The following is a 23,108-nucleotide window of genomic DNA, read 5'->3' as shown; positions in this document are numbered from 1 at the left end:
TCTGCCAGTGGCCCTCTCACGAGGGCATTTGAGTAAGGAGGAGGTGGATGATGACCGACTACGTGGCAATGACCGACGGCAAGCCCGTCCGCAATGCGGCAACCTTTGCCGTCATTAACCCGGCAACCGGTGAAGAGGCAGGACGCGCGCCCAACATGACCAGCGCGGATCTCGATGCGGCTGTCGCCGCGGCCAAGGCCGCCTTTCCGGCCTGGTCAGCGCAAAGCGACGAAAAGCTGCAGGCCGCCTGTGCGGCCGTGACCGCCAAGATCGAGGAACATGCAGCGGAACTTGCCGAGATCATTACGCTCGAGCAGGGCAAGCCGCTGAATGGCCTGGGCTCGCGTTGGGAGATGGGGGGTGCTGTCGCATGGGCCGGCTACACCACCGGGCTTTCGCTGCCGGTCAAGGTACTGCAGGACAATAGCGACGGTCGCGTCGAGCTGCATCGCAAGCCACTTGGCGTCGTCGGATCTATCACGCCGTGGAATTTCCCTGTCATGATTGCCGTCTGGCATATCCTGCCGGCCTTGCGGTCGGGCAACACCGTGGTCGTCAAGCCGTCGCCGTTCACGCCGCTTTCGACATTGCGCCTCGTTGCCATCATGAACGAGGTCCTTCCTTCGGGTGTCGTCAACGTTGTCACCGGCGATGACCAGGGCCTCAATCTTGGCGCAGCCATGTCTGCCCACCCGGATATCCGCAAGATCGTCTTCACCGGTTCCTGCGCCACCGGCCAGAAAATCATGCAGACGGCCGCACCGACGATGAAGCGCCTGACGCTGGAGATGGGCGGCAATGATGCCGGCATCGTTCTGCCGGATGCCGATCCGAAGGCGATTGCCGAGGGCCTGTTCTGGGGCGCGTTCATCAACAATGGCCAGACCTGCGCCGCCATGAAGCGCCTCTACGTGCATGAATCGATCCACGACGCGGTTTGCGAGGCACTGGTGGATTACGCGCGCAACATCCCCGTTGGTAACGGCATGGACGAGGCGAGCGTGCTCGGCCCTGTCCAGAACCGCATGCAGTTCGACAAGCTCTCACGCCTTGTCGCCGATGCCAAGGGCCGTGGCCAGGTGCTGCTGGGCGGTGCGCCCGGCGAGGGGCTGTTCTTCCCGCCGACGATCATCGCCGGCCTGACGAACGGCGATGCGCTGGTCGATGAGGAGCAGTTCGGCCCCGCCTTGCCTGTCATTCGCTACAGCGATGTCGACGATGCGATCGCCATGGCGAACGACAGCTCGAATGGCCTCGGCGGTTCCGTCTGGTCGTCCGACATTGCAGCGGCCAAGCGCGTTGCGAGCCGCATGGAATGCGGTTCGGTCTGGATCAACAAGCACGGTGCAATCCAGCCGAACGCTCCGTTCGGCGGTGTCAAATCGTCCGGCTTCGGCGTCGAGTTCGCTGAGGAAGGGCTGCAGGAATACACGGACATCCAGGTGGTGTTCGCTTGAACATAGAGAACCGACGATAGGGAGGACGCAATGAACATGAAGCGATATCTCGCCTCGGCAGGCCTGCTGGCTGCCTTGGTCGCTCCGGCCGCGATGGCTCACCCGCTTGATGGGCTGACAGCCGAGGAATACCAGAAGATCAACAAGATCCTGCGCGACCAGAAGGTTGTCGACGACAACACGCTCTATCCGCTGATCGAGCTGAAGGAGCCGACCAAGGAGGCCGTGCTCTCCTGGAAGGAAGGCGACGCGCTCGACCGTGAGGCGAAGGTGCAGCTGACCAGCCCGCAAGGCTTCAAGGAAGCCGTGGTCAATATCACCAAGGGCACCGTCGAAAGCACGACGGCAATCAAGGGCCAGCCGATGGTGCTGTTCACCGAGTTCATGGACGCCCTCCAGGGCGCCTTGGCGAACCCCGACATGATCGCCGGGCTGAAGAAGCGCGGGCTGAACCCGGATCAGGCCTTCTGCCTGCCGCTGACGGCCGGCAACTTCTTCACCGACGAATATGAAAACTCCCGACTGATGAAGGTCCCGTGCTATCGGGTGCCTGAAGGTTCGAACTATTACGCAAAGCCGATCGAAGGCCTGTTTGCCATCTACGACATCGGCAAGAAGAAGGTGCTTCGCGTGATCGATACCGGTGCGATCGACGCGCCGAAGGACAACTGGGGCTACACCGAGAAGGAAGTGGCCGAACGCGAACCGCTTCGCCCGCAGATGAACCGGGCTACGCTGTCACAGCAGGGCGGCCCGAACTACAAGATCACAGGCAGCCATCTCGAATGGGACATGTGGCGCTTCAACTTCCGCGTCGACAAGCGGCCGGGCCTCGTGCTCTCCAACCTCGACGCCAAGGATGGCGACAAATGGCGCTCGGTGATCTACCAGTCACACCTGTCGGAAGTGTTTGTTCCCTATATGGATCCGACCGAGGGCTGGTACTGGCGCACCTACATGGACAGCGGGGAGTATGGCTTCGGTCTCTTCTTGAGCCCGCTGCGCGCAGGCGTTGATTGCCCTAGCTATGCGACCTTCCTGCCAGCAACGATTGCCGACGACAAGGGTAACCCGCTGACCATCCCCGATGCGATCTGCGTTTTCGAGCGCAGCATCGGTGACCCGGCATGGCGTCACTTCGAGGTCTTTGCACAGACCCCCGAGAAGCCGATCCCGGCGGAAGGCCGGCCTGCAAGCGAGCTCGTCGTCCGTACGGCGTCCGAAGTGGGCAACTACGACTACCTCATGGATTACCGCCTGCAGCAGGATGGCCAGATCAGGATCATGATCGGCGCCACTGGTCTTGATGCGGTCAAGGGCGTCGCATCGACCTCGATGAACGATCCGACAGCAGCGGCCGACACCGCTCATGGCACGCTGATCGCACCGAACCTGGTGGCCGCCAACCACGACCACTACTTCAACTTCCGTATCGACTTCGACGTCGACCAGCCGGCCAACCACTTCGGGACCATGGATATCGTTCCCTCCAAGGTCGATGCGAAGAACCCGCGCCGGTCGATGTGGGAAGTGCAGCACACGATGCCGAAGACGGAAATGGAGGCTCGCTACCAGCTCTCGGCAGCCAAGCCACGCTACTTCATGATCTCGGACCCGTCTCGCGAGGGATATCTCGGGCAGGAGCCGGGCTGGATGATCCATCATGGCGACGTCGCCTACGGTCCCTTCGATTTCGCGAAGGATCCGCCGATGAAGCGCAACGCCTATATCGAGTATTCGGTCTGGAACACCGTCTACAACATCGATCAGCAATATGCGGGCGGCAAGTTTGCGATGCAGAGCGACGGCTCGGACACGCTGCCGCAGTGGGTGAAGGCGAACAAGCCGCTGATGGGCAAGGATATCGTGACGTGGTTCACGGCAGGCTTCCACCACATCCCCCGCATGGAGGACTGGCCGGTCATGTCGACGGAGTGGAAGACGATCCACATCGAGCCGCATAACTTCTTCGCTCACAATCCGGCGCTGACCATCCGCAATTGACAGGAAGGCTTGCCGCCGACCCGAGCGTCGGCGGCAAGCTCGCATATCCTCCGATCCGCAACGTTTCTAGTCGTTGCGTTGCCCGGTCGAAAAATTGAACTGCGGCTTCAGGAGCACTTGCAGTTCGGCCGTGTCATCGCCGTTGATACGGGCAAGAAGCGCGCGGCCCATCTTCTCGCCGGTATCGGTCAGGTCTTCGTAGATGGTTTCCACCTTGGGCTGGATCTGGCTCAGCAGCTGCGATGTACGCTTGGCGACGATGTCGTATTCACGCCCAAGCGTAAGGCCGTGGTCACTCATGCCGGTGATTGTCGCCAGGGCAGACACCTCCCCACCGCAGGCAAAACCATCCGGCGCATTCGGTTGCCCGGCACGCCAGCTCATGTAGCTACGGATACGCTCGACGGGACAGTCGAGATCGATTTCATCGGGTATTTCGTAGGCGACGCCGGCTTCCCGAACTGCTGTCATGAAGCCGTGCAGCAGGTGCTGGGAAAAGGTCAGGCGTTTCGGCGGCAGGATGATCATCGGCTTCTGGCGACCACGGGCAATAAGCCATTTGGTGGCCTCGTAGGCAAAGCTGAAATTGTCGTAGTCGACGTAGGAGTGTTCGGTCGAAAACTCCGTTCGGCCGTGCGAGACGAAGGGAAAGCCGCTCTCGAGCAACAGCCGGACCCTGGGATCGAAAGGCTCCGTTCGCGAAAAGATCAGCCCGTCGGCCATGCCGTTGCGGACGATATGGCGCACCGCGTCAACATTGCTGCCGTTGACGAAATTGGGGGTGACAATCAGATGATACGGCGTGTCTTTCAGCGCCTTGGCGAGCCCGTGCATGATCGAAATGCCGTAGCCCAGTATTTCCTCGTGCGGATCGAGCAACACGCTGATGACGTTGGTACGACCGGTCTTCAGGCGCTGTGCCGCCCGGTCCGGCAGATATCCGACGCTGGCGGCAACCTCGTGGACGCGCTTGCGCGTCTCCACCGAAATCTGCGGCGCATTGCTCAGCGCGCGCGAAACGGTCGTCACGGCAAAGCCGGTCAACTCGGATATCGTGCGCAGCGTTGGCTTGCCGCTCTTCAGAATCGTGGGCGAGGCTAGTTCTTTGGGAGTGTCTGTCACGTGAATCCTCCCACTCATAATGACATGACGTTTCTAACGTTAGACAGATTGATAGGCAATGCGCTTATGAAAACGTTTAATTTGGCCTGATCGTAAGGTTATCGTTACATTTGACTGCCGTCAAAGTATCAATATCCCATTTATATTCAGTGTGTTATTCACGTTCGGCGAGCTGTTTTTGCCAATGCTTGACTCGACGCAATTTATAACGTTTTAAATAGCTATGCGGTGAGGAGACCGCGTAGGAATTGCTTTGCCGTGACAAGCGGCAAGGCGTTCAACGGCGGAGGGAGGAGCTTCCGTCTCGACGACTTGCAACCGGGAGGAATACGATGCGCAAGTTTATGATGACGACCGCGATTGCGGCATTGATGGTAGCGGGCTGCGGCGCCGCGCGTGCTGCCGACGTCAAGGAAGTGCAGATGCTGCACTGGTGGACGTCGGGCGGTGAAGCTGCTGCACTCAACGTGCTGAAGGGTGATCTGGCCAAGGAAGGCTACGCCTGGAAGGACGTGCCGGTCGCCGGTGGCGGCGGTGACGCGGCAATGACCGCGCTGAAGGCGATGGTTGCGGCTGGCACCTATCCGACCGCTTCACAGATGCTCGGCTATACCGTGCTTGACTACGCCCAGGCCGGCGTCATGGGCGACCTCACCGAGACCGCCAAGAAGGAAGGCTGGGACAAGTCCGTTCCGGCGGCCCTGCAGAAGTTTTCCGTCTATGACGGCAAGTGGGTCGCAGCCCCCGTCAATGTCCATTCCGTCAACTGGCTGTGGATCAACAAGGCGGTGATGGACAAGATCGGCGGCACCGAGCCGAAGACCTTCGACGACCTGATCGCGTTGCTCGATAAGGCCAAGGCGGCTGGCGTCATTCCGCTCGCGCTCGGCGGTCAGAACTGGCAGGAAGCGACGATGTTCGATTCCATCGTTCTGTCGACCGGTGGACCCGAGTTCTACAAGAAGGCAATGAACGACCTCGACGAAGAGTCGCTGAAGTCGGACACCATGAAGAAGTCGTTCGATAACCTTGCCAAGATCAAGGAATACGTCGATCCGAACTTCTCCGGTCGCGACTGGAACCTTGCGACCGCCATGGTCATCAAGGGTGACGCGCTGGTGCAGGTCATGGGCGACTGGGCCAAGGGCGAATTCGTAGCGGCGAAGAAGACGCCGAACACGGATTTCCTGTGCTACCGCTTCCCTGGTACGGATGGCAGCGTGATCTACAACTCCGACATGTTCGGCATGTTCAACGTTCCTGACGACCGCAAGGCGGCCCAGGTGGCGCTGGCAACCGCGACGCTGTCGAAGAGCTTCCAGTCGGCCTTCAACGTCGTCAAGGGCTCGGTTCCGGCCCGCACCGACGTTCCGGATACCGACTTCGACGCCTGTGGCAAGAAGGGTATCGCCGACCTGAAGGCTGCCAACGAAGGCGGCACGCTGTTCGGTTCGCTCGCCCAGGGCTATGGCGCCCCTCCGGCCGTTGCCAACGCCTACAAGGATGTCGTCTCCAAGTTCGTGCATGGCCAGATCAAGACATCCGATCAGGCTGTCGAAGAACTCGTCAAGGCAATCGACGACGCCAAGTAAGCTGACGTTGACCGTACAAGATCCTTCCCCGCTTCGGTGGGGAAGGTTTTCTGCCTAATGATGACGGCCCCTGGGAGGGGACGAATATGAGCACCGTTGCGACCCCCGAAATCAATGTGACCTCGGAGCGTACGACACGTCATTCCATCCGCAACCGTTTGCAGGATGCGCTGCCCCGGATCGTGTTGGCGCCGAGCTTTCTCATCACGCTGATCTTCGTGTATGGCTTCATCGTCTGGACGGCCTATCTGTCCTTTACCAACTCCAAGACCTTTCCCTCCTATGCCTTGACCGGTCCGCGTGCCTACCAGCGCCTGTGGCGATGGACCTTCGAGACCGATCCGCCATCGAGCTGGTACACCTCGATCACCAACATGGGGATATTCGGCTTCCTCTATGTCGGCATCTGCCTGGCGCTCGGCCTGTTCCTGGCCATTCTGCTCGACCAGAAGATCCGCGGCGAGGGGCTTCTGCGGCCGATCTACCTCTATCCGATGGCGCTTTCCTTCATCGTCACGGGCGTCGCCTGGAAATGGTTCCTCGACCCGGGCCTCGGGCTCGAACAGACCTTGCACCAGTGGGGATGGACGAGCTTCCACTTCGACTGGATCAAGAACAAGGATTTCGTGATCTACACGGTGGTCATCGCCGGTGTCTGGCAGGCCTCCGGCTTCGTCATGGCGATGTTTCTCGCAGGGCTGCGGGGTATCGACGGCGAGATCATGAAGGCTGCGCAGATCGACGGCGCGACCACCTTCCAGCTCTACAAGCGCATCGTCATCCCGATGCTGCGACCAATCTTCCTGTCCGCCTTCATCGTGCTCGCGCACATGGCGATCAAGTCCTACGACCTTGTCGTCGCCTTGACCTCCGGCGGCCCCGGCGGCTCGGCCTGGCTGCCGTCGAACTTCATGTATGAGTACACCTTCAAGCGTAACGAGATGGCCGTCGGATCGGCCAGCGCGATCATCATGCTGATGACGATCTCCGCCATCATCGTTCCCTATCTCTATTCCGAACTACGGGAGAAAACGCGATGAGCTCCGTTGTCTCGCCCGCCGGCATTGCACGACGCACCACAAGCACACGGACGCTCAATCGCGTGGTGATCTACGGTCTGCTTGCCCTGTTTGCCATAATTTACCTGATGCCGCTCTTCGTCATGCTGGTCACCTCGTTCAAGACCATGGACGAAATCCAGAACGGCAACATGCTGTCGCTGCCGCAGTCACCGACGATCGAGCCCTGGTTCAAGGCATGGGGTGAGGCCTGCGTCGGCCTGACCTGTGCCGGGATCAAGGGCTACTTCTGGAACTCGATCAAGATGGTGGTTCCGGCCGTTGTGATCTCGACCATTCTCGGCGCGCTCAACGGCTACGTGCTGACAAAATGGCGCTTCCCCGGCCACACGCTGGTCTTCGGCTTGATGCTCTTTGCCTGCTTCATTCCCTTCCAGTCGGTGCTGCTGCCGATGGCGACGATCCTTGGAAGCCTCGGGCGTTTTGGCGTGACACTGCAGAACGCCACGGGCTTTTCCTTCGGCTTTGGCAATCCGACGGTGAACCTGGTTTTCGTTCACGTCGTCTACGGCCTTGGCTTCACGACCTTGTTCTTCCGCAATTTCTACGAGGCCTTTCCGACCGAACTGGTGAAGGCGGCGCAGGTCGATGGCGCGGGCTTCTTCCAGATCTTCCGCCGCATCATGCTGCCGAACTCGCTGCCGATCATCGTCGTCACGGTCATCTACCAGTTCACCAACATCTGGAACGACTTCCTCTTCGCCTCGGCCTATGCCGGCACCGGGGAGTCGATGCCGATGACGGTGGCGCTGAACAACGTCGTCAACACCTCGACCGGTGTCGTCGAGTACAACGTCAACATGGCGGCTGCGATGATCGCCGCCTTGCCCACACTCCTCGTCTATATTCTCGCCGGCCGCTACTTCGTGCGTGGCCTGATGGCGGGTGCCGTCAAAGGATAATCAATGGCTTTTCTCGAAATATCCGGCCTCAGAAAACGCTTCGGTGCGGTCGAGATCCTCAAGGGTATCGATCTCGAGCTGGAAAAGGGCGGCTTTCTGGTACTCGTTGGTCCGTCCGGCTGCGGCAAGTCCACCCTGCTCAACACCATCGCCGGGCTGGAGTCGATCACAGAAGGGCAGATCCGCGTCGATGGGCGGACGATCGACGATCTGCATCCCTCGAAGCGCGACATTGCCATGGTGTTCCAGAGCTACGCGCTCTATCCGAACATGACGGTGGCAGGCAACATAGCTTTCGGCATGGAAATGCGCGGCGTGCCGGCCGATGAGCGCAAGAAGGCGATCGACAAGGTCGCGAAGGTGCTGCAGATCGGCCACCTCCTTGATCGCAAGCCCAGCCAGCTGTCCGGCGGCCAGCGCCAGCGTGTCGCCATGGGTCGGGCGCTGGTGCGCGATCCGAAACTCTTCCTGTTCGACGAGCCGCTGTCCAACCTCGACGCCAAGCTGCGCGTCGACATGCGCATCGAGATCAAGCGTCTGCATGCGGCTACCGGAACATCCATCGTCTATGTCACGCACGACCAGATCGAGGCGATGACGCTGGCCACCAAGATCGCTGTCATGCGTGACGGCGAGGTGCAGCAATTCGGAACGCCGGCCGAGATCTACAACAATCCAGCCAATCTCTTTGTCGCCGATTTCATGGGGTCGCCTGCCATGAACCTGCTGACGGCGACGGTCGGCAGCACCGGCACCGGCCTGCACGTGTCGCTGGCCAGACCCAATGCGGAACCGCTGAATTTGCCGCTGCCGCAAGCGAATGCCCTGTCGACCTACGTCGGAAAACAGGTGGTCTTCGGGATACGGCCGGAAGCCCTGACGGATCCCGACGGTGCGGATCGCAACGCGCGGTCGCTGGCCGAAGGAGATTGCCTGATCGAGGTGGTCGAGCCCGCCGGTTCCGACACCTTCGCGGTGACGAAGCTTGGCGGAAAGGAAGCGGTTGCGCGCCTCAGGGCCGACATCCACATCGCTGCAGGCCAGACCGCGCGCCTTGCCTTCAATCTGGACAAGGCGGTCTATTTCGATCCCGAAACGCATCGTCGGATCGTGTGAGAGACAGATCGCTTGCCGCGTGGCCTAATCCGCACTCTTTCTGAAGAAGGCGTGGGTGAAGGCTCCGGCATACATGTAGCAGATCTTCTCGGGCTTATCCGCCATGAAGTCGTCGCACGCCTTCTTGACCCCCGGCAGATAGTCCCATCCGTCGGGATTTATGGCCGGGTCGCAATAGTCGTCGATAAGGCAGACCGCGCCTTTCGACAGGCGCGGGTAGACATATTTCAGGCTGACTGAAATCGAATCGTACAGGTCCCCGTCGAGATGCGCGAAGCATATCTTCTCCGGCAGGCCGTCCGGAAGCGTGTCGTCGAACCAGCCCTTGTGTATCACTGGCAGCTCCAGGCCGTGGAGCTTGAAGTTGTCGATAAGAATCCTCGGTGGTGGCGAGATCGCCTTCCTTGTAGGCATCGCCGTCCACGCGCCGTGTCGAGGGAAGGCCTTCGAAACTGTCGTAGACGTGCAGCTTCTTGCTGGAATTGAAGCCCTTGATCAGCTTCGCGATCAGGACGGAGGATTGCCCCTCATTGCACCCGACCTCGACGAGATCACCATCGACGTTATAGGCGATCGTCTGCGAAACGAGGTGATACATGTTCATGCGCTGCTCTACGTTCGTCGAAATTCCCGACCGTGTCGCGGAGAATTTCTGACCTGTAAGCCGCTGGAGCATGGCGTCGACCAAAGCTGCTGTATTGGAGTTTACTCCGAGACGGCGGGTGAGAAGGTTGAGCGCCCTGTCAACGTGAGACGATCTTTGTACATTCCAGTCGAAGTCCCTCGTAATGAAGAAATTGTCCATTCCATCCCCCAGTTGGCAACGTCCAGCTTCGTTGAAATGCTCTCACAGTACCCGTTAAGATATTAATTTGAGCGCCTTGTAACGTTCCAAGCAATTTTTCGCGATCAGGGGTGGTGGCGGATGAGCCACTCGCCTTCCGATGCGGCTGCCTGGAGCGCCCGGGTACAATGCGAGCCGCACCTTCCTGTTCCATTTCACAGGCGCAAGAAGGCGGCAGTCGCCCCTGGTCCTTCCACCCATTGGCCAACTGCCGCACATCTGTCTCTGCTACCCACGGCCGCAGTCATGCCGTGGGTGATGGTGTCTCGACGAGGTCAGGCCTGCCAATCGTCGGTTGCCGCGTGGGTTGCTTGAGTAACCGGACTATCGGTCAGCGAGTAGGCATGGATGTAGTCGATGTGGAACTCGGAGCCATTCGGCAGGCCATCGGTTGGTGTCCCCGCCGTGCCGCCTATGGCAAGATTGACCAGCATGTACATCGGGTCGTGCATGTCGGCCGGTGTGTCGGCGTGCGCGACGGCGACATCGTCAAAATACCAGACGATCTGATCCTCGTCCCAAAGGACGCCATAGGTGTGGAAACCTTCGGTGCTCGCGACCTTCACCGGCGTCGATTCCATCACGTGGGTGCCGCCATCCGCGCTGTGAACCGTGACATTCACCGTCTTCGGGTCCTGGCCGCGCATTTCCACGACATCGAGCTCCGGTGGCCAGGATCCATCTTCGGGCAAAAGCCAGAAGGCGGGCCAAGCGCCCTGTTCGGTCGGCATGTCGGCACGGATTTCAAAATAGCCATAGGTCTGCGCGAAGGAGGAATGGGTTGTGAGGATCCCCGACGTGTAGTCGTAGCCGTCGATCTGAGACTCAAGCGCCGCTGGCGTCTTGTTTGCTGTGATGGTCAGTACCCCGTTGTCCACCGAGAACGGATTGACGGCCGAGGTCCCCGCGTAGGAGGGGTTGATGTACCATTGCTGCTCGCCGTTTCCGGGAAGGGTGCTGCCTTTGTCCGGCGCCCACCAGAACTTGGCATCCCATGTTCCCTGATCGCCGTTGCGAAGGGACAGGCTGTCGAATTCGTCCGCGAATGTCAGCGTCAGGTTGGAGCGGTCGAGCGTCAGCTGAAACTGGTCCGAGTGAAGATCGGCGACCGTGTGGTTGGCAAGAACCAGGCTCTCTCCGCCGCCAAGATCCAGTCGCAGATTGTTACCTTCCTGCGTGGAATGGCTGAGGACCTGGTCGAAGCTGGTCAACCCGTAGCCGTCCAGTCGAATCGTGTCGTCGCTGCTGAAATCGACGATCAGGTCGCTGCCATTGCCACGGGTGAAGATGAAGGTGTCGGCGCCGCCACCGCCGATGAGAACATCATTGCCGGCTCCGCCGTCGATCGTCTGGCTGCCGGAGGCGCCCGAGATGATGTTGTCGGCAGCATTACCGAATGCATAGCGGCCGTTGCCTGTTACCGTCAGGTTCTCGAAATTCTCCGGCAGCGTGTAGCTCATCCAGGTGTTGATGGTGTCAACACCGGCACCCGGCGCTTCCACCGCGCGGTTGATGCTGGAATAGAGGTAGTAGATGTCGTCCCCGGTCCCGCCCTGCATCGTCACGTTGACGGAACTGTCACCCCAGATGGAATCGTTACCGGCTGTGCCATTCAATATCGGCCCCGAGCCGGTCGCCGAGAACCAGGCGCTGGATCCGCCACTGTAATAAAGGCTTTCACCAACGGCGTTTAGAATCGACTGCGGCATGGTCAGCTCCTTTGTTTGCCTCCCACTGGAAGGCTACCATCGTGGGTTTAAGGACGGCACCCCAAGGGCGCGAATACCCGGCTGGGATGTGTGATTTCCGGTCAAAATGCTGATCGTGTTTAACAAGCATTCTCAGTTCGGCGCAGGCTTGTGCCGGCGTAGGGCACTCGCCTCCACGATCGTGGCTACTCCTCCCTGAAGGCCCTTGCCGCCTGATCGGTGAAGGGCTTTGCGAGATAGGCGAGGGCGGTTCGCTCGCCTGTTTCGATGAAGGCCTCCACGGGCATCCCGGCTACCGGAACCAGTGTCCCGAGCCGCTGCCATTCGGACGCGGGAACCTGAATTCTCACTCCGTAGTAGCCTTGGCCTGTCCGCGGATCAGTCGTCAGATCCGCCGTCACGCTGGCGACGCGTCCATTCAGTTCCGGTGTCGTGCGCTGATTGAAGGCGGACAATCGAAGCGTCACGCTCTGGCCGACGACCACCTGGTCGATATCCTGAGGGGACAACTTCACCTCAGGCGTCAAGGCATCTGCGTCAGGCACGATCTGCATGATTGCTTCGCCGGGCGTGACCACGGCGCCTTGTGCATGGACCGCCAGCTGGTGGACGACGCCCGCCTGGGGCGAGCGAATCTCGATATGTTTCAGGTCGTCTTGCGCGGCCACAAGGCGCTCGGAATATTCGCCAATGTCGCTTTGCGCCTGCCGCAGCTGTTCCGATACCTCGCTGCGACGATCATCGCCGAGTTGGATGATCTGTAGCTCGGTTTCGGCGATCTTGCCCCGGACCTCGGCGGCTGACGCGACCAGACTGCCAAGCTCTCCCCGGAGATCCGCCTGGTCGCGCTGCAGCGCGTAGACCCGGGTCGCTGGAATGATCCCCTGCTTCAGGAGCGGCTGAAGGCTCGAGAGCTCCTGACCGATGATGTCGATCGCCTGTCGTTTGCCATCCTGCTGAGACAGTAGGCCGTCAGCCTCCTGGCCGAGCTGCCGTACGCGCTCCCGGAACTGGGCCTCCCGACCCTTGAGCGATGACCGGCGATCCGCGAAAAGCCGGCGTTCTCCATCGGTCAGCGTGGTACGCTCGTCGGCGTCAGCGTCATTCAGCTGAGCCGGGAATTCGATTGCCTCGCGGCCATCCCGTTCTGCCGACAATCGTGCGGCGCGGGCGGCGAGCTGGCGGAGTCTGCGAGAGACGATTGCAAGCGTTGCCTGGGTCTGAGTACCATCGAGACGGACCAGAACCTCTCCCGCGCCGACCCGGTCGCCGTTGCGAACCAGGACACGGTCGACGGTGCCGCCCTTTTGATGTTGAACCGGCTTCACGTAGCTGTCGACGACGAGCGTTCCGTTGGCGATGACGGCGCCGTTCAGGTGGATTGTGGCCGCAAGGCTGCCGAGCACGCCGACAAGAAGGAGGATAATGGTGACGGCAAGCAGCGTCAGACGCTTGATCGCGTGTTCAACGGGCAGGATGGTCTCCTTCATTGCGCGGCGGCCCCCTCTCCGGGTTGGCGAAAGCGGGGCGGAAACGACACGGGCGACGACGCCAGCGGCGCGGGCTGCTTAAAGACCTCGTCCTTGGGGGCGAACCCCTGCAATTGCCCATTGGCGAACACCAATATCTTGTCGACGCTGGCTAGCGCACTGGGCCTGTGCGTGATGATGATCGCTATGCCACCGCGTTTGCTGACACCCAGGATTGCCCGTGCCAGTGCGGCGTCTCCTTCGGCGTCGAGGTTGGCGTTCGGCTCGTCGAGGACGACCAGAAAGGGGTCGCCATAAAGGGCTCGGGCCAGGGCGACGCGCTGCCGCTCACCGGCGGACAACCCCATTCCCTGCTCGCCAATCCGCGTGTCGAACCCATCGGGAAACTGGACGATCATGTCGTAGATGCCTGCCGCCCTTGCTGCGGCGATCACCTTGTCAGACGATGCGGAGCGGTCAAAGCGGGCGATGTTCTCTGCAATCGAGCCGTCGAACAATCCGATTTCCTGCGGCAGATAACCAATGTGCCGACCGAGCTCTTCCGGGTCCCATTGAGAAAGGGAGGCTCCGTCGAGACGGATCGATCCGGCGATCGGTGACCAGACCCCGACAAGTGCCCGTGCCAGGGATGATTTTCCCGATGCGCTTGGTCCAATGATGCCGATCGCTTCACCGGCCCTGATTTCGAAGGACACGCCGCGCACGATCGGCGCTGTCGATCCCGGGGCGGCAAGATGCAGCCTCTCGACTCTAAGCCCTGCCGTGGGGGGCGGAAGACGCGTGGCCGGCTCCATATCGGTTGTCAGCTCGCCCAGCTTGACGAGGCGCGACCAGCTTTGCCGAGCCGCCACAAAGCCACGCCATTGACCGATTGCGAGCTCAACCGGTGCAAGCGCGCGGCTTACGAGGATGGAGCTGGCAATCATGATGCCGCCGGTCGCCTCCTGCCGGATGACAAGCATTGCGCCAACGGCCAATACGGCCGACTGCAACATGAGGCGAACGATGCGAGACAGCGTCGTCAGTGCTGCGGTTACGTTCGACGCGCGGAGTTGGTTTTGTCGATAACGTTGATTGATCTCAGCCCATCCGTCGCCCAGACGGCTGGCGAACCCCATGGCGGCCACGGCCTCTGCATTGCGCCGCGTCGCCTCGGCCAAGGCCATTCGCTCGACGCCGATCTCGGCCGCTTCCCTGGCGGGCCTTCTCGACTTCAGATCGGCGATGACCGTCAGTCCGACAAGGATCAAAGCCCCAGCCAGGGCAGTGACCCCGATCCACATATGAAAGAGGAAGCAAAGGCCGAGATAGAAAGGCATCCAGGGCAGATCGAAAAGCGCCGTTGGGCCTGGACCAGACAGGAAGCTGCGTGTCGTATCGATGTCGCGAAGCGGCTGGAGACCATCTTGCGGGGACTGCTGACGTGCCGGTGCTGCCGCAAACGAGCGGAAAACGGTCTGGCCGAAGCGCTCGTCGACGGATTGCCCGACGCGGGCAAGCAGCAGCGCGCGAATGAGCTCGAGAATTCCCTGAAATGCAAACAGCGTCGCCGTGATGATGATCAGCCCGACGAGCGTGGGCAAGCTGCGGGCCGGTATCACCCGATCGTAGACCTGCAGCATGAAAAACGACCCGGTAAGGGCCAGGACATTGACAACGCAACTCGTCAGTCCGACGCCATAAAGGGCGCCGCGTAGCGAGGAGATGGCCGACAAAAGGAAAGACTGGGAGCGAGGGGAGATCTGCAACTGGGACAACGTGCCTCTCTGGTAGGTCGTGTCAGGGCTGCAGGAACAATGAACCAGATTGGCAAAGGGGACCAACCGAGATGGTTCGTTTTTGGAAACTATGCCCGCCTAACGGCGGTCAGGCTTAACAGGTCTTTATGGCACGCCGGAGCGTTGCTCCATTTCGGAGCAGCCCGGCAAGGCCCTTGTCACAGGGGATGTCGCGAAGGGGAGGCTGCGCCCCTCGACAACAGGCGTAGCCTCGCTCATTCCAATCGTTCAGGCCAAAGCCCTAGTTGCAGAGATATTTGCCGGAAAGCGCGTGGATGTGATCGGTACCAATTCCGCAGCAGCCGCCGATGATATCGGCTCCCGATGCGGACCAGCGCCGAGCCCATTGACCGTAAGCGTCGGGATCGAGGTCGCTGCGCACTTCCGTCAATGTCGCGTTTGCTTCCTCGTCATCCTGCTGTGATGGGAAGGCGTTGGCATAGACGCCGACCTTGATATCGGCCCCGAGTGCCTTGAACGTCGCCTTGGCCACTTCCACCGCGGGTTCCATGACTTCAGGCATGGAGCAGTTGAAAAGCATCGCCTCTGCGCCGAGCGAAGCAACGAGTTCCGCAGCGGCCCTGACGGTTTCGTTCGAGCGCAAGACCGGTTCCGGCATATCCGCCGGTGCGGCGTCGTCGCGAAGCGTGAAGGAAACCCACAGCGGCTTGCCGGTGCTCTTGATCGCTTCGTGTGCTGCGCGCGCCTCGGCAAGGCTGCTTTGCGTCTCGGCAAGCCAGATGTCCACGTACGGCGCCATGCCCTTGACGAGGACACTCAAGTAGCGCTGCACGAGCTCCGGATTGAACAGATGCGGCTGGTACGAGCCAAAGATCGGGGGGAGGGAGCCGGCGACAAGGACCTTGCGACCCGTCGCCGCGTCAGCCGCTTCGCGGGCAATCCGTCCGGCGCGCGCCGCGAGCATTTCCCCGTCAGCCTCGAAGCGCTCGTCCCCGATGTGAAAGGGCACGACCGCATAGCTGTTGGTGGTGATGACGTCGGCGCCGGCGCCGATATAGTTATCGTGGACCTTGCGCACGAATTCCGGTGCTTCCATCAGCGCCAGCGCCGACCATTCCGGTTGCCGGAAGGGAGCGCCAATTCGCTCAAGCTCGCGGCCGGTGCCGCCGTCCAGAATAAGTCCACGCCGTGTCATCTCTTCATTCCTTTTTTGAAATTCTGTTCGCTGCCGCCTGCTTGCCGTCAGCCAGCGACCTTGGCCGCGTCGCGCCTCGATATGGCATCATCGAGCCAACCGGGGCGCATTTCGGGAACCGACGCGATCAGTTTGCCGGTGTAGGGGTCGTAAGGCGGCGCCAGGACATCGGCCTTGCGGCCGTAACGCACCACCTTGCCGTCAAGCATGACCGCTACCGTATCGGCGATCGCCCGTACGATGGCCAGGTCATGCGTGATGAAAAGATAGGAAGTGCCTGATTGGTCCTGAAGTCGCGTCAACAGATCGAGAATGCCTTCGGCCACCAGCGGATCTAGCGCGGAGGTCGGCTCGTCGCAGATGATAAGCTTCGGATCGGCCGCAAGCGCGCGGGCAATACAGACACGCTGCTTTTGTCCGCCGGACAGTTCGGCCGGGTAACGGTCGAGCATGGCTTGCGGCAGTTCGATCTGGTCGAGCAGGGACAGCACGCGCCGCTTCAGTTCCGCACCTCGCAGGCCGAAATAGAAGGCCAGAGGCCGAGACACGATGGCTTCGACGGTGCGTCGCGGGTTGAGCGCAAGGTCGGGGATCTGGTTGATGATCTGGATGTTGCGCAATGTTTCGGCGGGGCGCGCGCCAAGACCGTTGGCAAGCGTCTGCCCGTCGAAGCTCAAGCTTCCCGACGAGGTCGGCAAAAGCCCGGTGACGACACGCGCGAGCGTGGATTTTCCCGAGCCGGATTCACCGACGACGGCCAGCGTTTCACCGCGACCGAGCTCGAGGCTAATGCCCTTGAGGACCGGAACACCCGGCGTGTAGCCGGCATGAATAGCCTCGATAGCGAGCAACGGTTCGGATGCCGCCGGCTTTTCCGCCTTGACGGATTGGCGCATCGAAACGAGCTGGCGCGTATAGGTCTCCCGCGGCGCATTGAAGATGCGCTCGACCGAGCCGTTCTCGACCATCTTGCCGTTGCGCAGAACCAGGATGTCATCAGCAACCTGCGCGACGACAGCCAGATCGTGCGAGATGTAAAGGGCTGCGGTCTGGGTCTTGGCGATCGCCTGCTTGATCGCGGCCAGGACCTCGATCTGCGTTGTGACGTCGAGTGCCGTCGTCGGCTCGTCGAAGACGATGAGCTCCGGGTGAGGGCAGAGCGCCATGGCCGTCATCGCCCGTTGCAGCTGGCCACCGGAAGCCTGATGCGGGTAGCGGTCGCCGAACGTGTCGGGCTCTGGCAGGCCAAGCAAGGCAAACAGCTCGACGGCGCGCGCAATCGCGTCGCGACGGCTCATCAGGCCGTGCCAGACGGTCGCTTCGATCACCTGATCGATCAGTCTGTGCGCCGGATTGAAGGCCGCCGCCGCCGACTGTGCGACATAGGTGACGGCCGATCCCCGCAAGCGCCGCGTCTCCCGGCCGGACAATTGCAGGATGTCGCGTCCGTTGAGTGCGGCCTGTCCACCGGCGATGCGCAGACCATCACGGCTGTAGCCAAGCGAGGCGAGGCCGATCGTTGACTTTCCGGCGCCGGATTCGCCGATCAGGCCAAGAACACGCCCCTTTTCGAGCTCGAACGAAACCTTGTCGACGATCACCGCGTCGCCGGCTTTGATAACGAGGTCGGTGACCTTGAGCAGCATGTCAGCCATTGCGACGGCCGCCTTTCAGGCTGCTGGTCTTCTGCAGCATCCAATCGACCACAAGATTGATCGAGATCACGAGAATGGCGATCGCGGCTCCTGGAATGAGTGCGGCGAAAACGCCGAAGACCAGACCGTCCTTGTTTTCCTTTACGAGGCTGCCCCAGTCGGCCACCGGCGGCTGGACGCCAAGCCCCAGAAAGGAGAGGGTCGAGAGGAACAGAATGGCGAAGGCGAACCGCAGGCCAAGTTCGGCCAGCAGCGGCGAAAGCGCATTGGGCAGGATTTCGTTCACGATGATCCAGGCCCAGCTTTCACCACGAAGTCGCGCAACCTCGACATAGTCGAGGACCACGAGGTCGGCAGCCAGCGCGCGGCTGACACGAAAGACGCGCGTTGCGTCAAGCGCCGCCATCACCAGCACCAGAACCACCATGTTCTTGGGCAGGACGGCGAGCACCACAAGGGCGAAGATCAACGTCGGGATCGACATCATCAGGTCGTTGAGCCTCGACAAGGCTTGATCGACCCATCCGCGCCGGACGGCCGCGTAAAAGCCGAGCGATACCCCGATCAGGAAGGCGAGGGCCGTGGCGATTGCGGCAATCACGAAGGTCAGCCGCGCACCCCATACGAGGCGCGAAAACAGGTCGCGGCCGATATTGTCGGTTCCAAGAAGCGCATTGCCGGACGGAACGTCCCAAACGCCACCGACGACCTCGGATACTGGGTGCGGAGCAAGCCAGGGCGCGAATACCGCGAGCACCAGAAACGCAATTGTGCCGGCGAAGCCAATCAGTGCCATGGGTGTGAGACGGGGCAGGTTTCTCATCTTGGGTGCCTCAGCCGCGGATTGGCGAGGATCGACACCATGTCGGCGATGATGTTCAGCACGATATAGACCGCCGCAAATACGAGGCCCGCCGCCTGCACGACCGGCACGTCGCGCTTTGCCACGTGATCGACGAGGTACTGACCCATGCCGGGATAGACGAAGATGACTTCGACGACGACAACCCCGACGACGAGATATGCCAGGTTGAGCGCCACGACATTGACAATGGGTGACAGCGCATTTGGCAGGGCGTGCTTCCAGACAACGCGCCACGCAGGCAGTCCCTTGAGAAGGGCGGTCTCGATGTAGGGCGAGGCCATGACATTCAGCAAGGCCGCACGCGTCATGCGCATCATGTGTCCGACAACGGCGAGAACCAGCGTCAGGCAGGGGAGCAGCATGAATGTCAGCCGCTGGCCCAGCGGCATGGAATCGGACACGGTGGCGCTGCTTGGAAGCCAGAAGTGGCTGACGGAGAAATAGGCGATCAACAGATAGCCGGCAAAGAACTCCGGCAAGGATATGGCGCTGAGGGTGACCAGGCCGATGGTCCGATCGATCCATGTTCCGGCGTAAAGCACCGACACGATGCCAAGCAGAATGGAGAGCGGCACTGCTATGAGCGCGGCCATGGCCGCCAGATAGAGCGTGTTGCGCAAACGGGGCGCAATGCTCTTGGCAATGTCCTGGCGGTTGCTGTAGCTGCGACCGAAGTCTCCGCGCACGGCGCCGCCGAGCCATTCGGCGTATCGCACCGGCGCGGGCTTCTCGAGGCCGAGTTCCTTGCGAATATTGGCCACCGCTGCAGGTGTAGCCTGCTGACCAAGCATTGCCGTCGCCACGTCACCTGGCAGGATCTGCGTTCCGGCGAAGATAACGACGGAGACGGCCCAGAGCAGCACGAGCCCGAGCAGGAGACGCCTGAGCAGCAGCGAGAAGAGATTGCCGCTTTTCGTCTTGCGCGTGGGCAGCGGCGTCACTGCTTCGATTTGGTCGATTCCATCAGCCAAAGGCCGGTTACTCATCTGTCGGTTACGAATAAAAGCTTCGGATGGCGCTATCGCGAACCTTGCCGTAGTGCAACGGCTTAGCGACGATATGCTCAAAAATCAGCCCCCAAGGCGCGAGCCTGGGGGCCGAAGAGTGAGGCTTAGGCATTCAGCCAGACGCGCTCGGCGATGCGATAACCGCTGAGATCGCCGCCGCCCGGCACTGGGACATAGCCGCCGACCTTGTCGGTCGCCGCCGCGAGGTTGTCGACGAAGAGCGGGATGAGCTCGCCACCTTCATCCACCAGCTTCACCTGCAGGTCGTGATAGATCTGCTTGCGCTTGGTCTCATCCAGCTCGACGCGTGCCGCGGCCAGCAGCTTGTCGAAGGATTCGTCGCGCCATGCCGTTTCGTTCCACGGCGCGTCGGACTGCAGGATCAGCGAAAGCATGGCATCGGCAGTGGGACGCACCGACCAGTTGGAGGCGACGAACGGCTTCTTCAGCCAGACTTCGTCCCAATATCCGTCGGATGGAACCCGCTCGACATCGATGGTGATGCCAGCCTTCGCAGCAGATGCCTGGAAGAGCTGGGCCGCATCGACAGAGCCTGGGAAGCCATTGTCAGATACACTAACCTGGAGACCACCCGGCGAACCCGCCTTCTTGAAGTGGAAGCCTGCCTTTTCGGGATCGTAGGCGCGCTGCGGAATGTCCTTGGCGAAATAGGGGTTCCAGGAGGCAATGGGATTGTCGTTGCCGATCGCGCCGGTGCCGACCAGCAGGCTCTTTTGAAGCTCTTCGCGGTCGATCGCATATTTCAGCGCCAGGCGGAGATCGACGTTGTCGTACGGTGCGGTATCGACCCGCATCGGGAAGCAGAACATGGTGTTTTCCTGCGAACGCAGGATCTGCACGCCGGGACGCGCGGTGAGGCGGCTCAGCGCGCGCGGCTCGACGCGGTTGATGATGTGAACCTGACCGCTGAGAAGGGCGGCCATGCGCGCCGTTGCATCGCTCATCGCGATGGTTTCGACGGAATCCACATGGGCTCGGTCCGAGGCCCAATAGTTGGGATTGCGCTTGGTGAGGGCGCGCACACCCGGCTGGAAGTCTTCCAGAATGAAGGCGCCGGTACCGACACCCTTGTCGAAGTCGCCGCCATCAGGGCCGATGCCCATGTGATAGTCGACCAAGGCTGCGGGGAAGTCGGCGTTGCCGGCACTCAACGTGACCGTGACTTCGTGCGTATCGGACGCGGTGATGTCGGTGACGGAAAGCAGCTGGCCCTTGCCGCCGGAGTTGCTGTTTTCGCCGCGGTGATGGTTCAGCGAATAGACGACATCCTGTGCGGTCAGTTCCTTGCCATTGTGGAACTGGATGCCCTTCTTGAGCTTGAAGACCCACTTGCTGGCGTCGGGCGTGGCGGCTTCCCAGCTCTCGGCGAGGGCGCCGACGAGCTTGCCGTCAGGTCCGAGCTCGAGCACGGTGTTGAAGAGCTGGAATCCGACAGTGTACATGTACGCTTCGGTGTAGAACGCCGGGTCGAGGCGGTCCGAGCTGGAAGCGGTATCGAGGCCGAGGATCAGATGGCCGCCCTTGACGGGTGCTGCGGCTTGCGCGGCGGCACTGCCCGGCAGCAGCAATCCACCGGCCGAAAGCGTTGCCGACAGCGCACCGGCCGTTTGTAGAAACTGGCGTCGCGTAGGCTGCAGAATGTTGGAGATTGTCTTATGACCCGGCATGAATGATCTGTCCTTGGCATGTTATTATGTCTGGTGCCCCGGACCTTTCTACGGTCCGGTTGCTTTTGGCGAATTGTCTATGGCCTTCCCGGCAAGCAGGCGCGCAAATTCCTGCTAAAATTGCTTTCTTCAGGGGAAGAATATGTGGCCGCCGTCCCACATCGCGAAGTCGGTGGCCGCAATCGTCCGTCAGGAAAGCAGTCTGGCGGCAGCGAGCGACAGGGCAACGACCCCGTTTGCAATGCAGCGCTCGTCCGGCTGATAGTCTGAATTGTGCAGGTGGTCGTTTCGGCCTTCCTGCGAAGCGCCCACTCCGAGCTGGAAGGCAGGAACCTTGGCGCCAACCAGCGCGAAATCTTCCGCCCCGAGGCTTGAATCGCGTTTCAGCACGACATCGCCGAAGTGGTCGCGGATTGCCGCCATGGTCGTCGTCAGCAGGCGGTCGTCAGAGACGAGCGATGGAACGCCGCGCACATAGTTGATCTCGCATCTGACGCGCATCGACGCCTCGACGCCTGCGCAGACACGACGGATGGCGGCCTCGATGACGTCCCGCGAGGCTTTGTCCTGGCAGCGCACGGTGCCCATGATACTGACGGAATCGGGAATGATATTGTGCGTGTGGCCGCCGTGGATCGAGCCGATCGTCAGGACGGCCGGCCGCATGGGATCGACTTCGCGCGACACCACGGTTTGCAGCTGGACAATCAGCTGGGCGCAGGCAACCACCGGGTCGACCGCCATGTGCGGGCGGGCGGCGTGGCCGGATGCTGCATGAATGGTGATATCAAATTCGTCGGAGGAACCGTTGGCGATACCTTCGACAAAACTGAACGTACCGACGGGTTCGTCCGGGTGGTTGTGGAACCCAAGCGCATAGTCGACGCCGTCGAGCACGCCATCGGCGATCATGGCCGCCGCGCCGCTCTCCTGGGTTTCCTCGGCAGGCTGGAACATCAGCTTGATGTTGCCACTGAGCCGCGGAGCGATCTCCTTCAGCACGGCGCCAACGCCGATCAAGGTCGCGGTGTGCAGGTCGTGGCCGCAGGCGTGCATCTTGCCCTCGATGCGGCTGGCGAAGGGAAGGCCGGTCTGTTCCTGGATCGGAAGCGCGTCCATGTCGGCGCGAATGATCAGCGTTGGTCCCGGTGCTCCTCCCTTGATGAAGCCAACCACGCCGGTACGCCCGACACCGGTCTGGTGTTCGATGCCGAAACTCTCCAACTCCCGCGCAACAACGCCACTCGTTCTTTCGACATCGAATCCGGTTTCCGGGTGAGCATGAATATCGCGGCGTATTTCAATCAGGCGAGCCTCGTGGTTCGAGGAAAGATCCTGAACCAATCTACCGAGGTCATTGATGCGAGTGTTCATAAGTGTCCTTAATGCAGTTCTCTGAAAAGCTCCGGCCGGATGGCGTATACGGGAAGCTGTCCATTCGGGAAAGTGTTTCCGGCTGTGAGGACTTGCGGAGGTAGGTGAGTCGTTGCTAGCCTGAGCGGCAGTGGCCGACCGAGTGGAGCGCTAAGCCTCACGAGATTGGAGAAGCTAACCCAAGTGCGTCATGCCCGTCTTCAAGGGTAGGGGATCAGCCTCCCTCTTGCAAATGCGCCATGAACACTTCGGTCGGTGTCCTGTATCCGA

17 protein-coding genes and 1 pseudogene are annotated in these 23,108 nt (G+C 61.1%); 6 read left to right on the top strand and 12 right to left on the bottom strand.

Annotated features, from left to right (window positions below):
- Positions 1 to 50: 50 nt before the first annotated feature.
- Both QTL94_RS20480 and QTL94_RS20475 read left to right on the top strand, forming a co-directional pair.
- Positions 51 to 1,457 carry an aldehyde dehydrogenase family protein gene (locus QTL94_RS20480; protein ID WP_065692255.1) on the top strand — a complete coding sequence of 469 codons (1,407 nt, stop codon included), beginning with the start codon at positions 51 to 53 and terminating at the stop codon, positions 1,455 to 1,457.
- Between the two features lie 36 nt (positions 1,458 to 1,493).
- Positions 1,494 to 3,461, top strand: coding sequence for a copper amine oxidase (locus QTL94_RS20475; protein ID WP_065692256.1), 1,968 nt, complete (start codon positions 1,494 to 1,496; stop codon positions 3,459 to 3,461).
- A 66-nt stretch (positions 3,462 to 3,527) separates the two neighbouring features.
- Here QTL94_RS20475 and QTL94_RS20470 read toward each other — a convergent pair whose 3' ends face one another.
- Entirely contained in the window at positions 3,528 to 4,601 is a 1,074-nt protein-coding gene (locus QTL94_RS20470; protein WP_065692174.1) for a LacI family transcriptional regulator, read from the bottom strand.
- 314 nt (positions 4,602 to 4,915) lie between these two features.
- Between QTL94_RS20470 and QTL94_RS20465 the strand changes: the two genes are divergently transcribed.
- From QTL94_RS20465 to QTL94_RS20450, 4 genes are all read left to right on the top strand, one after another.
- Entirely contained in the window at positions 4,916 to 6,175 is a 1,260-nt protein-coding gene (locus QTL94_RS20465; RefSeq protein WP_065692175.1) for an ABC transporter substrate-binding protein, read from the top strand.
- A gap of 86 nt (positions 6,176 to 6,261) precedes the next feature.
- Positions 6,262 to 7,215, top strand: coding sequence for a carbohydrate ABC transporter permease (locus tag QTL94_RS20460; protein WP_065692176.1), 954 nt, complete (start codon positions 6,262 to 6,264; stop codon positions 7,213 to 7,215).
- Positions 7,212 to 8,156, top strand: coding sequence for a carbohydrate ABC transporter permease (locus tag QTL94_RS20455; RefSeq protein ID WP_065692177.1), 945 nt, complete (start codon positions 7,212 to 7,214; stop codon positions 8,154 to 8,156). The genes QTL94_RS20460 and QTL94_RS20455 overlap by 4 nt, the downstream gene beginning before the upstream one ends.
- Before the next feature lie 3 nt (positions 8,157 to 8,159).
- Complete coding sequence (locus tag QTL94_RS20450) at positions 8,160 to 9,272, top strand: ABC transporter ATP-binding protein (RefSeq protein ID WP_065692178.1); 1,113 nt, start codon at positions 8,160 to 8,162, stop codon at positions 9,270 to 9,272.
- Positions 9,273 to 9,296: 24 nt separating this feature from the next.
- On the opposite strand, the gene QTL94_RS20445 is transcribed toward QTL94_RS20450, so the two are convergent.
- The 11 genes and pseudogenes from QTL94_RS20445 to QTL94_RS20395 all read right to left on the bottom strand — a co-directional run bounded on the left by QTL94_RS20445 (position 9,297) and on the right by QTL94_RS20395 (position 22,838).
- Positions 9,297 to 9,608, bottom strand: coding sequence for a TylF/MycF/NovP-related O-methyltransferase (locus tag QTL94_RS20445; RefSeq protein ID WP_289803064.1), 312 nt, complete (start codon positions 9,606 to 9,608; stop codon positions 9,297 to 9,299).
- Positions 9,609 to 9,741: 133 nt separating this feature from the next.
- A pseudogene (locus QTL94_RS20440) lies at positions 9,742 to 9,870 on the bottom strand (TylF/MycF/NovP-related O-methyltransferase); the annotation flags it as partial.
- A 521-nt stretch (positions 9,871 to 10,391) separates the two neighbouring features.
- Positions 10,392 to 11,825: an endo-1,3-1,4-beta-glycanase EglC gene (gene eglC, locus QTL94_RS20435; RefSeq protein WP_289803063.1), complete on the bottom strand. Its 1,434-nt coding sequence runs from the start codon at positions 11,823 to 11,825 to the stop codon at positions 10,392 to 10,394.
- Positions 11,826 to 12,010: 185 nt separating this feature from the next.
- Positions 12,011 to 13,315, bottom strand: a complete 1,305-nt coding sequence (locus QTL94_RS20430; protein WP_065692181.1) for an HlyD family type I secretion periplasmic adaptor subunit — start codon at positions 13,313 to 13,315, stop codon at positions 12,011 to 12,013.
- On the bottom strand, positions 13,312 to 15,072 hold the full coding sequence (locus QTL94_RS20425) for a type I secretion system permease/ATPase (RefSeq protein WP_289803062.1): 1,761 nt from the start codon (positions 15,070 to 15,072) through the stop codon (positions 13,312 to 13,314). Before QTL94_RS20425 ends, QTL94_RS20430 begins: the two co-directional genes overlap by 4 nt.
- Positions 15,073 to 15,334: 262 nt before the next feature.
- Entirely contained in the window at positions 15,335 to 16,249 is a 915-nt protein-coding gene (locus tag QTL94_RS20420) for a homocysteine S-methyltransferase family protein (RefSeq protein ID WP_065692183.1), read from the bottom strand.
- 47 nt (positions 16,250 to 16,296) lie between these two features.
- Entirely contained in the window at positions 16,297 to 17,904 is a 1,608-nt protein-coding gene (locus tag QTL94_RS20415) for an ABC transporter ATP-binding protein (RefSeq protein ID WP_065692184.1), read from the bottom strand.
- On the bottom strand, positions 17,897 to 18,727 hold the full coding sequence (locus QTL94_RS20410) for an ABC transporter permease (protein WP_065692185.1): 831 nt from the start codon (positions 18,725 to 18,727) through the stop codon (positions 17,897 to 17,899). Before QTL94_RS20410 ends, QTL94_RS20415 begins: the two co-directional genes overlap by 8 nt.
- Positions 18,724 to 19,755 carry an ABC transporter permease gene (locus tag QTL94_RS20405; RefSeq protein WP_083199435.1) on the bottom strand — a complete coding sequence of 344 codons (1,032 nt, stop codon included), beginning with the start codon at positions 19,753 to 19,755 and terminating at the stop codon, positions 18,724 to 18,726. Before QTL94_RS20405 ends, QTL94_RS20410 begins: the two co-directional genes overlap by 4 nt.
- 125 nt (positions 19,756 to 19,880) lie before the next feature.
- Entirely contained in the window at positions 19,881 to 21,464 is a 1,584-nt protein-coding gene (locus tag QTL94_RS20400; protein WP_065692186.1) for an ABC transporter substrate-binding protein, read from the bottom strand.
- A 189-nt stretch (positions 21,465 to 21,653) separates the two neighbouring features.
- Complete coding sequence (locus tag QTL94_RS20395) at positions 21,654 to 22,838, bottom strand: M20 metallopeptidase family protein (RefSeq protein ID WP_065692187.1); 1,185 nt, start codon at positions 22,836 to 22,838, stop codon at positions 21,654 to 21,656.
- Positions 22,839 to 23,108: the final 270 nt, after the last annotated feature.

The organism is Rhizobium sp. S96 (genome assembly GCF_030382195.1).
Classification (GTDB): Bacteria; Pseudomonadota; Alphaproteobacteria; order Rhizobiales; family Rhizobiaceae; genus Rhizobium.
Note: the sequence above shows the minus strand (reverse complement) of the source record. Positions and strands in the feature narration are given on the sequence as shown.